Raw genomic sequence first — 12,397 nt, 5'->3', positions numbered from 1 at the left:
TTGACTTAAACACTATTCTTTACATTTCAGTGTACCGTCTTTTAAAGCTAGCCTCCTAGTTTCGTTAAATTTTTTTAACATAAAACTTGTACAGGATTAAACAAAGCGTTTAGATTGAATCCCTATTCAAATGACTCACGCTATTTTGCCGTTTAAACTTTTAGGAGATTGGCTCATTTATGCACCAGACCATTAAAACCGTATTTCGCCTATGTTTCGCAACCAGTATTTTTTTAATTACGTTGGCATTGGTCTGGACATGTATCGTCAAAACATTAGAAATTAAAAATGCGACTCAAGCTTTAACTCAAGCGCAACAGTTTGAACTAAAGTCAACTAGAGCTAAACCTCTGGTACTGGTTACCAATAATCAGAAACCCGATGAGTCTGTTTTTATTCTCGTCGCCAACCAAGGCTTTATCGCCAAAATGAGCTGTGAGCACTATGCACAAGACTTGTGTATCGATGCAGAGAATCAAACCCATCGACGTCAAATTGACACTTTGGGTTTAAAAAAAATTGGGCAGCAACATTATATTCAACATATTCAATTTCATGACAGCCAAACTCAGAAAGTCAGCCGTTTTAATTATACTGATGTGCAAATCCAAACGTTCTTCCAACAAGACATTCAGCAGTTAAAATATGTGGTCTTCGGGATTGCTATCTTTGCGCTAATTGCTTTGTATGTCAGCTTCCGTATTCTGCGTAACTTTAAGCAATTTCTTCGTAAATAGCCCATAGCTGCGTATTCAAAAACAGCCATCTTTTTTCAATCATGATGATGGCTGTCTTACTTCGCTTCAGCCCTATGATTGAGCCATTACTTTTTCTGGAGATAAACTAAAGATTGCTAACATTGCGATGGCAATGAAACACAGCATCAAGGTTGCCATATTCATTAAGTCTGTCCAAACCAAGAAATTCAGAATCACTCCGCCTAGCAAGCCGCAAGCAAATTGCATACTGCCCATCACCGCACTCGCTGTTCCTGCACGTGCACCTTGTTCAGACATCGCCAATGCCATTGCATTTGGGCCTGTAAAACCAATTCCTGAAACCGCCAAGAACATGCCTGCATACACCAGTTCAATTGGAGCTTGTTGCAACAGACCTGCAAGTACTAACACCAAAGCACCTGTAAGCTGAATAAATCCGCCAATTTTCAGACGGGTAAAGACAGAAAGATGTTTACCCATTTTTTTGTTTAGGGTCGATAACAACATAATCCCAAAGGCATTCGAACCAAAAGCAATTGCAAAGTGCTGTTGATTTAAACCATAACCATTCATCAACACCGATGCGGATGAGCTGATATAGCAAAACAGCACACCACCCGAGAAACAGCCTGCCAACATTGGAACGCGAAAGCTACGATCTTGAAAAATAGCTGCATACAATTGGAAAACTTGGGTTAAATTTAAACGTAGACGGCGTTCAGGCTGTAAGGTTTCCTGAAAAAAGAAATGAATACACAACCAGCATGCAGCGCCAATCATCATTAGAAAAACAAAAATGGCGTGCCAATTAAAATAACTAAGCACCAATGCTCCCAAAGTTGGTGCCAAAATTGGTGCCACCCCCATCACAATCATCATACTGGCAAAAGCCTGTGCAGAGGCATTCATATCTAAACGATCTCGAATAGCGGCTCGTGCAATTACCACCCCTACACATCCTCCTAATGCTTGTAATACTCTGGCAGCTATGAGTGCCCATTCATTACTCGCAAGCACGCAGAGCAAACTGGCAACGACATATAAGCTTAAGCCAAAGTACAGCGGTTTCTTACGCCCAATCCGATCACTCAATGGTCCATAAATAAGCTGCCCAATTGCGAGTCCCAAAAAATAAGCAGGCAAAGTATTTGCCACCATTTGGGTACTAACCCCAAAGTCTTTGGCCATTTGCGGCAAAGCAGGTAAATACATATCAATGGAGAGTGGACCTAAGGCAGTTAATAACGCCAACAACATAATCCAAGAAGTCGAATAGGTTTTTTTTACGGGAGATTGAGCAGCATTCATATTTAATTTTTAACTACGAAGAAACAAGACAAGCTTACACTCTCCATAGTATTATTTCTTGATGAAAAAAGTGAAATTAAATCCTGACTCAAGCCTACTTTTTGCATAAAGGTTTGATGTACATCTCTTGAAGGAAACCACTTGAACACTTGGCTTACTCGTCTGAAGCAAACCACTTATAACACCTCTTTTATGTATAACGTGCGCATGATTATTGCGTTCGCAGGGACTGCATTTGTTCCTTATTTTTTAGACTATCAACTGGCCACCATCCCACTTACACTGGGTGTTGTTGCCGCAGGTCTCAGTGATATTGATGACCGCTTCTCGGTGCGTCTTTTAAATTTGGTTTATACCTATATCGGTTTTTTTGTTACAGCAACCTCTATTTATTTTCTTTTCCCGCACCCGATTCTGTTTGCCATCGGGCTGATCATCTCTTGTATTGGCTTTATTTTATTGGGTTCTTTGGGTCGACGCTATGCCACCATTTCTTATGGTTGTTTGGTCATTTCTGTGTATTCCATGTTGGGCGTACATTTATTTGACCAATGGTATATGCAACCTTCACTACTGGTCGCAGGTGCCGCATGGTATGGTGTCATTTCCACCATCAGCTTCTTGTTGTTCCCTGTGCGTCAAGTACAAGATAAGTTGTCCGAATGCTATTCCTCACTGGGCAATTTCCTCTTTGCCAAATCCAATCTATTTGATGTAGACATGACCCCACAAAGCTATCAGCAAAGCATGATTGATTTGTCACTGGAAAATGGCAAATTAGTGGGCATTTTCAACGAAATGAAAACTGCCCTGCTCACTCGCTTAAAAGGTGACCGCGGTCAACGCGATACTCGACGTAGTTTACAATATTATTTTGTCGCACAAGATATCCATGAACGTGCAGATTCCGCCCATATTGACTATCAAATTTTAACCAAGGTTTTTGAACACAGCGATATTCTATTTCGCTTCCAACGAATTTTGACTATTCAGGGTAAAGCCTGTAAAGATTTGAGCGAAAGCATCTTATTACGGAAAAACTATAAACATAACAAGCGTTTTAAACATTCTTTTCAAAACCTAAAGGTGTCTTTAGAAAAATTACGCGACGATAACCATTACGATCCGATTTGGGTGAATGCCCTGTTCTCTTTATACCAAAACCTTAAGTCAATCGATGCACAACTGCGTAACTTGGAAACTGAACAAAATATCGTTTTTGATAAAAGTAAACAACTTGAAAACCAGCTTAAAGATGATGATCTTAAAGGTTGGGATGATATTGTCATCCGAATCAAACAACATCTTACACCTGAATCTGTGTTGTTCCGTCACGCTATCCGACTCTCAATTGTTTTACTGGTCGGCTATATTTTTGTACAAGTCACGCAGATTCAATACGGATACTGGATTATTCTAACCGCATTATTTGTCTGCCAACCCAACTTTAATGCCACCAAACGCCGACTCCGTCTACGAGTCGTCGGCACACTCATCGGAATCATCATTGGTGAAGCGGTGTTGTATTTTATTCCTTCGGTTGAAGGTCAGTTACTGCTGCTAGTTTTGAGTGGCGTGCTGTTTTTTGAATTACGCAGTAAACAGTATGCACAAGCGACTGCTTTTATCACCATTTTGGCTTTAATTAATTTTAATTTAGATGGTCTAGGTTTTTCAGCCGCTGTACCACGAATGATTGATACCTTGATCGGTTGTGCCTTGGCATGGTTAGGCGTGAGTTTTATTTTTCCAGATTGGAAATTCCGTCGGCTACCGCATAGTATTCAACGTAGCTTACAGGCGCAATGTGCCTACTTAAATGAAGTGATTCAGCAATATAAACAAGGGCGTAATAATGGTCTGAATTATCGTGTCGTGCGACGTGCCGCACATAACACCGATGCCGATGTCGCCTCCCTGATTTCAACCCTTGCCACCGAACCCGACTTTGACCCTACGCAAAAAAGTCAGGCATTTGAGTTTCTTTGTTTGAATCACACCTTTTTGAGTTATATTGCGGCCCTCGGTGCACATCGTGCCCAAATCACAGATCCTGAAATTCTGAATTTACTCAGTCAGGCACAGGAAGATATTCAAGGTGCATTACTGAAAGATGAAATGCCCGATTTAACTGCACAAAATATGTTGCAAACCATTCGGCAGCGCCTCACACAAGATAAAAAAGAAGATCAATTGTCTTTGATTATTTTGCAGCAATTATCGTTAATGTTCAGTATTTTGCAGCAATTGAGTCACCTCAAGCAAAACTTGAGCAATGAACGTGATGATCAGGCGACTGAGTTTGCATCTTTATAATGAATATCGAATTTTACAAATCATAGATTGGCTGGCGGGGCATCCAAAATTTTGCTGTTAAAAAAGCAGCAATTTCCCCGCAATACAATGCATTTATAACGTATCAACCCTGACTATTTAATGCTAAACTTTCTCTAGTTTTAAATTTGCTCTTTTCACTATGACCGCAAAAAATTTATACGCTTATACGCTACAACCTGTGAACTACGAAATCTCTGAAGCTGAGCAACGCCATGCTCAGATGGTGATTTGGCGTAGTACCAATAAAATTAGCACCAAAGCATGGATGATTATGGGTGCCATCGTAGCTCTTGCGATTGTGGGCATCATCTTATTAAAAAACTACTCAACTATTTTTTGCTGGGTGGCAATTGTCGGGGTGGCTTTATACCTTGCAATCCGCACTTATGGCTTAGAGTGGTATGTTAAACGCAAAATGAATGAGTTTCCTGTTCAGGAAATTAAAGGCGTAAAACTGGGTGTACAACCTCACGGTATCGTGATGCGCCAGCAAATGGGTATGCAAGAAGGCGTTGGTGCAATTGGCTGGAAAGACATTTACGAATGGTACAACACGCCAGAATTTATGTTGTTGAACTTTAAAGTCAAAGGTCAACAAGGTGCCTATATTTTACCTAAGCGCATGGACTCACGTAATTTCTCTTTTGAAACCATACGCAAGCATTTAAATGAATCTGTAGGTGAAGCGAAGAAAATCTAAGCGACCCGATTCCTGAAAAGCCTTCTGAAATATGAAGGCTTTTTTACAAAACCAATTAAAAACGATAATGAGAATAAATATTATCCTCAAAATCCACATTATCTGCCAAATCTTAAGTTATAATTTCGCCAATTTTTTCACACTTCCAACACTTGACCATCATGTTGAAAAAAATATTTTTCCAAATCCATTGGTTTATGGGGATTACCGCTGGATTAATACTGTCCATTATGGGCGTGACTGGCGCTATTTATTCTTATGATCAGCAAATCCTTCAATGGATCAATACGGATAGCTATGTTGTACAGGCGGAAAATCGAGATAAACTTACACCAGCTGAACTTTATTTACATTTTCAGCAAGTCGATCCGAAGATCCAGATTAATAGCATCACAATTGCGAAAGACCCGACAGCATCAAGCACGGTCAATATTGTCAAAGAAGGGGCACGACGCGGCTATAACATGATGGTCAACCCCTACTCTGCTGAAGTTCTGCCAGAAATAAAGGGACAAGGTTTTTTCCAGTTTGTGCAGCAATTACATCGTAATTTAACTGTCGGACCTATAGGTAAACAAATTACGGCAGCGTGTACACTCATGCTGATTTTCTTTGTCCTGAGTGGATTATATTTACGCTGGCCCAAAAAACACTCGGTCAAACAATGGCTTTTTGTTAAGCCAAAACTCAAAGGTCGCAACTTCCTATGGGACTTACATGCCGTAGTGGGTACATGGGTGGTGGTATTTTATTTACTGATGGCATGTACAGGACTTTACTGGTCTTATGATTGGTGGCGTAGTGGCATGTTTAAAGTGATGGGTGTGGAACAACCGAAACCAGAAATGCAAGGCGGTAAACCTGAAGGACAACGAGGCCCACGTGGAGCGTCAGGTGAACACGCCTCACAAGGTCGTTCTCATAATGCCAATATGCAAACTCGAAGCAACACCGAGCTTAGTCCAATACAAATGCAAACGGTACTTTCACAAACTTGGACAGGTGTTCAAGCCAAACTAGGACATGACTACTCAACACTCACTTTAAACCTGCCTAAAAAAGCAGATGGTCAAGTTGAACTTGGTTTTGTCGATCCAGTTCCACAACATGAACGAGCACGAAATAAAGCCGTCTATAACTATCAAACTGCAACCATACAAAATATTGAATTATATGCAGACAAAAAGCTCAATGAGAAAATCATGAGCAGTATGCTGCCCGTACACCGTGGTAGCTTCTTTGGGCCTGTATATCACTTCTTTGCCATGCTTGCTGCACTTGCAATGCCATTGTTCTTTGTCACTGGGTGGATGCTGTATCTTAAACGTCGTAAGCAGAAAAAATTAACCTTAGCAGCCCGTGTAAGCCATCACAGCATCACTGTAGATCCAAATGCAAAACCTTGGCTGATTGCTTATGCTTCCCAAACAGGTGTGGCTGAGCAATTGGCTTGGCGTACAGCCACGAGTTTACAAGAAGCTCGCCAGCCTGTAACTGTCAAAACCGTGCAACAACTGACTCTTGAAGATCTGCAATCGGCTCAACAAATCTTGTTTGTTGCGAGTACCTACGGTACCGGCGATGCACCTGATCTTGCTTCAGGTTTTGTTAAGAAAATACTGAATAGTCAAATAGATTTAAGCCATGTGCATTTTGCAGTATTGGCCTTAGGCTCCAAAGAATATCCAGACAGTTATTGTAGCTTCGGACATGCCATTGCGGCTTGGCTTAAACAAAATCAAGCACACGCACTGTTCGACACCATAGAAGTCGATAATGCCAACCCTGAAGATATACAGCGTTGGAATCACGCACTAGCAAAAAGCAGCAAGCTAGATTTACAAGCCATGCACATCGATAAAACGTTTGATCGATGGACATTAACCCAACGTGATTTATTGAATCCAAATAGTCTTGGTGCGCCTGCATTTAATATCGAACTAAAAGCCCAGCATGAAGCACATTGGCAAGCGGGTGATATTGCCGAAATTCAACCCGGCAACAGTGCGAAGCGTATTGCTGAATTTATGGCGAAACATCAAATTGCCCCCCAAACTCAGGTGGAGTCCTTAGCCGTTTCAATTGAGCAGGCATTATGGGACAAACAACTAAATACCGATGTTGAACCTTTTGCCAACATGGAACATTTGCTTGAGCAACTACACACTTTAGCTTCACGCGAATATTCCATTGCCAGTATTCCCTCGCAGCAAACACTACGTTTAGTGGTACGTCAGCAAAGTGATCATACGGGTGAACTTGGCTTAGGTTCGGGTTGGTTAACAGCACATACTGAAATTGGTCAAGAGATTGCACTTCGTATTCGTAATAATGTGTCATTCCACCTCATTGATGACAATCGTCCAATCATTTGTATTGGTAATGGCACAGGCATTGCAGGACTGATGAGTCTATTACATGCGCGTGTCCGTGCTGATTACACCCAAAATTGGCTGATCTTCGGTGAACGGCAACGAGAACATGATTTTTTCTATCAAACTACGATTGAAGCGTGGCAAAGTACAGGCATGTTAGAACGTCTGGATTTGGCTTTCTCACGTGATCAAGCGGAAAAGGTCTATGTACACCATGTTTTGCGTAATCAAGCAGCAGAGCTAATCTCATGGTTCAATCGTGGTGCAGTCATTTATGTCTGTGGTAGCATTCAGGGAATGGCCCAAGATGTCGAGCATGCGCTCATCGACATTCTGGGTGAAAATACGGTAGAACAACTTCGTCATGAAGGGCGCTATCGTCGTGATGTATACTAAAAAGCAGTAGCATAAAATAAAAAACCGAGCTTAAATAGGCTCGGTTTTTTATTCATCATTTTATTTATCCATTCGACAATACGTTTCATGTCATAAGCATTTATCTTCAACACATCAAACCAATCTAGAATTATGCAATCAATACGATTAAAAAGACTATTCGCAGTACTTATTGGAACTGCACTCTTTCTGGATGGGGCTTATTTAATTAGTCTCAATAAAATTCATTTAGGTACTATACTGCCGTTGTTAATTGGATCAGGACTGCTAGTCTTTGCACTTTTCTACCCTAAAGTTCAACTCTTTGTTCACCAAACTCGATATAGACATATCCTCTGGTGTATAGGTTGCTGGGGATTTTTGCTTTGGAGTACAAGCGTACTTTGCTTTTTTATCTATTTGCATCTAGCAGGCCAAAATAATGCTCAACTCACGCCAGTGAAAGCTATTATTGTTTTGGGGAGTGGTATCGAGCATGGTCAACCTTCTGCTACCTTAGCACAGCGCTTAAATCGAGCTGCCGTACTGGCAAAACAACAACCCAACATCCCCCTCATTATGACGGGCGGTTTAGATTTTCGAGAAAAATTCACTGAAGCAGAAGTAATGTCAAAGTACGTTCAGCAAAACTTCTCGATATCCCCTACTCGTATTTGGTTAGAAGACAAAAGCACCTGTACCGATTTAAATCTAAAGAATAGCAAACCCATTCTTGCTCAGCTCAATATTCAATTGAATGAACCTATTGCTATCGTTACCAGTGATTTCCATACCTTAAGAGCTGCTGCAATTGCCCATAAACAAGGCTATCGTCATATCTTTACTGTAGCCGCGCCCACACCTTTCATTAACCGTTATAATTCATGGCTTAGAGAATATTTTGCTTATGGTAGTGGTTGGCTCTTAAATGAGTTTTAAGGATTAATTCAGACGAATATGACGAGGAAGAGGAAGCTTCATGTCCTGAAACAACTCAGGTTTTTGCATATAGACTTGGTATAAATAGTTTTTTAAATCTAACAACAATTTCTCTGGCGCAACCAAGATATTTTGCCCCTCAGGCGTTAAGTCCAAAGAAATGGTGGTCTGTTCCTTTCTTAAATATGGAATCAGCTTTTCTACCAAATCTTTGAGGCTGATCTCTTTCAATTGATAATCTGCCCAATTGTCCCTAATCAACAATTTAGCTAAATTTTTATTTTGCCAAATTGCAAATGCACGTTGCCCTGTTGGGGTCGCGCATAACGCCCAACCATCCTGATATAAAGCACTCACAGATCCTTGAGCAACCATGTTTTCAATAAATTGCTGATAGATATTCTTCGCACTTGGGCTAGAATTATGACTTTTAGATGCAGCTTTACGCTGATAAGGATTTCTCATATCAATGATATATATTGAATTATTATTGAATAATAAATTCTATATAAAAGACTGAGTCTAGACAACATGAAGGAGATATATGGTGGGCGCTGACGGGATCGAACCGCCGACATTCTGCTTGTAAGGCAGACGCTCTACCAACTGAGCTAAGCGCCCTGAAGAATAAAAATAGAGACCTATTTTTACAAAACCAAGATAAAGGTGCTTTATCTGGATTAAACATCTTATTCAGGGAAATAAGATATTAAAATGGCGCAGCGGACGGGGCTCGAACCCGCGACCCTCGGCGTGACAGGCCGATATTCTAACCAACTGAACTACCGCTGCAACACGGAATTCTTAAAACCAAAATCCATAATCTGTCAAAATTATGGTGGGCGCTGACGGGATCGAACCGCCGACATTCTGCTTGTAAGGCAGACGCTCTACCAACTGAGCTAAGCGCCCTAAGGCATTAAAAATAGCATCACTATTTTTAGGATGCAAGATAAACACTAAAGATTATCTTTTGAAACACAGCTTGTCAAACTGTTAAACTTCTCTGAAATGGCGCAGCGGACGGGGCTCGAACCCGCGACCCCCGGCGTGACAGGCCGGTATTCTAACCAACTGAACTACCGCTGCATCGCAAAGAATATGGTGGGCGCTGACGGGATCGAACCGCCGACATTCTGCTTGTAAGGCAGACGCTCTACCAACTGAGCTAAGCGCCCTCAAAAGCTATTTTGTATAAATGGCGCAGCGGACGGGGCTCGAACCCGCGACCCTCGGCGTGACAGGCCGATATTCTAACCAACTGAACTACCGCTGCACTTACACAATATCGCATTTGTGGTACAAACAATTATTAAACTCATCAAGTGGCGCAGCGGACGGGGCTCGAACCCGCGACCCCCGGCGTGACAGGCCGGTATTCTAACCAACTGAACTACCGCTGCACTGAGAGTTTAACGTAAAGTCTTGGTGGGCGCTGACGGGATCGAACCGCCGACATTCTGCTTGTAAGGCAGACGCTCTACCAACTGAGCTAAGCGCCCTTAACGTCTTCATCGTTTGTGTGGTGCATTATAGAGAATCCTGACCGAGTGTCAAACGCTTTTCTCACTGTTTTCATAATTTTATGTTTGAGTGATTAAAAAATAAGTGTTTTGCTATAAAAACAAGCAAATTCTGCAAGTTATTTCAAAAGTATGCGTATTTTTTACACATAGCCGCTATCTTTATTTTTAAACATTTTTAACGCCATAGATGAAAATGACGACGCTTTAACTTAAATTTAATGTTTGTTCCGAAATATAGACCAACGCATTTTCAGGAATCAGTTCAAATAATTCGATGACATCTTGATTGCGCATGCGGATACAACCATGCGACATTGGAATACCCATGGGTTCGCTATCTGGTGTACCGTGAATATAAATATAACGATTGAAGGTATCGCATCCCTCACCTTGATTAAACTGTGGCTCTAAACCAGCAAGCCATAAAATACGTGACAAGATCCAGTCACGTTCTGGAAATGCTGTGGCAAGCTCCAGATCATAAACCTCCCCTGTTTCTTTACGTGCAATAAAGACTGCATTAATTGGTGAAAACTCACCAAACTTTAACGCCACTTTGTGCCATCCTCTTGGTGTCTTGCCACTATTTTCCTGTTCACCAATCCCATTTTTACCCGATGAAATCACATAGAATTTATTATGCTTAGGCAGTTGCAAAGTTTGCTCTGCCAAATCTATTAAAATATCTGCTTGTTGTAATGAATATTGCATTGAACTGTCCTAAAAAACGTGCAATTAGTTATGAGCATTATCTATCGTGCTTCACTCGAAACTGGTTCTGGGCGCAACCATAACCAGATTGCAACAATCAACATGGTCAAATCTGTAAAGACTTTGACCGCAAAAGGCGCTGTTGTAAATAGCATCAATACGCCACTGAGCAGCATCATGCTGGAAGCAATCCATTTGGCTTTGCGTGGTACAGTGCCATTTTCACGCCAAGCTCGAAGTGTTGCGCCATGCTTTGGATGATTTAACAACCAATCATCTACTTGTGGCCAACCTTTTGAGGCTGCCCACGCGGCTAAAATTAAAAATACTGTTGTTGGCATACCAGGTAGTACAGCACCAATAAAGCCAAGGATGACAAAAAGCACCACTAAACTTCGCCAAAACACTATCTTCATCTTCAAGCCCTAATCTAGAATTGCGCTAGTATAAAATGTTTTTACACTTTATCCTTTTTAAATTCTGTACATTGTTCTGCCGTTTCGGTTTTCACTATGTTTCCAACCTTACAACAAGACCATCTTTTTGAACCATGGCTCAATTTTAAAAATCCGCTGGTGAGGCAATTGGCTTTTAGCCTTGCCAGCCCCAATATTCTAAGTGCTTATCCCGAGCAATTTGACGTTCAACAGGCATTTCAATTTCATACAGAGTCGGTTTGGACTCAGTACTTTCACCTCTACCAAACTCGTTTAGATTATTTAGATCAACATCCAACTGAATTAGAAAACTTTTTAAATCAATTAAAAAGCACTCGACTAGGATTACGCTTTGAAATGTTTATTTGGTTTTGGTTATGTGATCATAATTATCACCCTTATGAACTTTTAGGGCACAGCATCCAACAAATTGCAGGCCCTAAAACTTTAGGCGAATTGGATTTTTTACTTAAAAATACGCAGACCAATCAAATTGAACATTGGGAAGTGGCTTTAAAATACTATTTAGCAGAATGTGATTTTTCTTTTCCGCATTGGTATGGGCTTAATCGGACAGATACATTAAAACGTAAATTAAACCATTTTACCCAAAAGCAGTTTCAATTTGATCAAGCACTGAATTACCCAATACAACAACGCTTTGTCATCTTAAAGGGGCAACTGTATTTGCCTTTGCATGCAACCACACAGCAAATCCCACATTGGCTGAACTCACATAGAAGAATAGGCTTGTGGGGCTATGATTTTATTCCTCAAACAGCATTCCCCTATCGCTTACAACGCCACGAATGGCTCTGCCCTCATGCTGCTGCAACCAGTGTAACACCTCTGCTCTGGACTGATGGTTTGTATTGTTATTTAGATAAAGATGAGGAACAAAATTTTTATATGTATCGCAACCGCCCTCTGCTACAGCATTATGCTCAGCATTAAAATGACGCCATATACA

General features: G+C 41.0%; 10 protein-coding genes and 8 tRNA genes. 6 read left to right on the top strand and 12 right to left on the bottom strand.

What is annotated here, in order from left to right; genetic code table 11:
• Window positions 1–179: 179 nt before the first annotated feature.
• A complete protein-coding gene (locus C3F34_RS11260) occupies window positions 180–737 on the top strand; it encodes a hypothetical protein (RefSeq protein WP_044737927.1) in 558 nt (185 codons plus the stop codon).
• 72 nt (window positions 738–809) lie between these two features.
• Here C3F34_RS11260 and C3F34_RS11255 read toward each other — a convergent pair whose 3' ends face one another.
• Window positions 810–2,027 (bottom strand): multidrug effflux MFS transporter, encoded by a 1,218-nt coding sequence (locus C3F34_RS11255; protein WP_044737928.1) that lies wholly within the window; start codon window positions 2,025–2,027, stop codon window positions 810–812.
• A gap of 141 nt (window positions 2,028–2,168) precedes the next feature.
• On the opposite strand from C3F34_RS11255, the gene yccS reads away from it, so the two are divergent.
• From yccS to C3F34_RS11235, 4 genes are all read left to right on the top strand, one after another.
• Window positions 2,169–4,343: a YccS family putative transporter gene (gene yccS, locus C3F34_RS11250; RefSeq protein WP_104441621.1), complete on the top strand. Its 2,175-nt coding sequence runs from the start codon at window positions 2,169–2,171 to the stop codon at window positions 4,341–4,343.
• 160 nt (window positions 4,344–4,503) lie between these two features.
• Window positions 4,504–5,064: a YcxB family protein gene (locus C3F34_RS11245; RefSeq protein ID WP_016167056.1), complete on the top strand. Its 561-nt coding sequence runs from the start codon at window positions 4,504–4,506 to the stop codon at window positions 5,062–5,064.
• A gap of 161 nt (window positions 5,065–5,225) precedes the next feature.
• Window positions 5,226–7,835: a PepSY domain-containing protein gene (locus C3F34_RS11240; RefSeq protein WP_104441620.1), complete on the top strand. Its 2,610-nt coding sequence runs from the start codon at window positions 5,226–5,228 to the stop codon at window positions 7,833–7,835.
• A 132-nt stretch (window positions 7,836–7,967) separates the two neighbouring features.
• Window positions 7,968–8,753: a YdcF family protein gene (locus tag C3F34_RS11235; protein ID WP_104441619.1), complete on the top strand. Its 786-nt coding sequence runs from the start codon at window positions 7,968–7,970 to the stop codon at window positions 8,751–8,753.
• Between the two features lie 3 nt (window positions 8,754–8,756).
• On the opposite strand, the gene C3F34_RS11230 is transcribed toward C3F34_RS11235, so the two are convergent.
• The 11 genes from C3F34_RS11230 to C3F34_RS11180 form a co-directional block, all read right to left on the bottom strand.
• The gene (locus C3F34_RS11230) at window positions 8,757–9,218 is read right to left on the bottom strand and encodes a DUF2750 domain-containing protein (protein WP_016167059.1); all 462 of its coding nucleotides are present in this window, start codon (window positions 9,216–9,218) and stop codon (window positions 8,757–8,759) included.
• Window positions 9,219–9,298: 80 nt separating this feature from the next.
• Window positions 9,299–9,374: transfer RNA gene (locus C3F34_RS11225), tRNA-Val, on the bottom strand.
• A 94-nt stretch (window positions 9,375–9,468) separates the two neighbouring features.
• Window positions 9,469–9,545, bottom strand: a tRNA-Asp gene (locus tag C3F34_RS11220).
• A 44-nt stretch (window positions 9,546–9,589) separates the two neighbouring features.
• Window positions 9,590–9,665: transfer RNA gene (locus C3F34_RS11215), tRNA-Val, on the bottom strand.
• Window positions 9,666–9,765: 100 nt separating this feature from the next.
• A tRNA-Asp gene (locus C3F34_RS11210) sits at window positions 9,766–9,842 on the bottom strand.
• A gap of 13 nt (window positions 9,843–9,855) precedes the next feature.
• Window positions 9,856–9,931: transfer RNA gene (locus C3F34_RS11205), tRNA-Val, on the bottom strand.
• Window positions 9,932–9,952: 21 nt separating this feature from the next.
• Window positions 9,953–10,029: transfer RNA gene (locus C3F34_RS11200), tRNA-Asp, on the bottom strand.
• A 50-nt stretch (window positions 10,030–10,079) separates the two neighbouring features.
• Window positions 10,080–10,156: transfer RNA gene (locus C3F34_RS11195), tRNA-Asp, on the bottom strand.
• Window positions 10,157–10,179: 23 nt separating this feature from the next.
• Window positions 10,180–10,255 (bottom strand) — tRNA-Val (locus C3F34_RS11190).
• A 228-nt stretch (window positions 10,256–10,483) separates the two neighbouring features.
• Window positions 10,484–10,990, bottom strand: coding sequence for a cell wall-recycling L,D-carboxypeptidase ElsL (gene elsL, locus C3F34_RS11185; RefSeq protein ID WP_016167060.1), 507 nt, complete (start codon window positions 10,988–10,990; stop codon window positions 10,484–10,486).
• Between the two features lie 41 nt (window positions 10,991–11,031).
• The gene (locus C3F34_RS11180; protein ID WP_016167061.1) at window positions 11,032–11,406 is read right to left on the bottom strand and encodes a YbaN family protein; all 375 of its coding nucleotides are present in this window, start codon (window positions 11,404–11,406) and stop codon (window positions 11,032–11,034) included.
• A 96-nt stretch (window positions 11,407–11,502) separates the two neighbouring features.
• On the opposite strand from C3F34_RS11180, the gene C3F34_RS11175 reads away from it, so the two are divergent.
• The gene (locus C3F34_RS11175) at window positions 11,503–12,381 is read left to right on the top strand and encodes a DUF1853 family protein (protein WP_104441618.1); all 879 of its coding nucleotides are present in this window, start codon (window positions 11,503–11,505) and stop codon (window positions 12,379–12,381) included.
• Window positions 12,382–12,397: the final 16 nt, after the last annotated feature.

The organism is Acinetobacter sp. ACNIH2 (genome assembly GCF_002934965.1).
Lineage (GTDB): Bacteria > Pseudomonadota > Gammaproteobacteria > Pseudomonadales > Moraxellaceae > Acinetobacter > Acinetobacter tandoii.
This window is presented reverse-complemented; position numbering and strand designations above follow the sequence as displayed.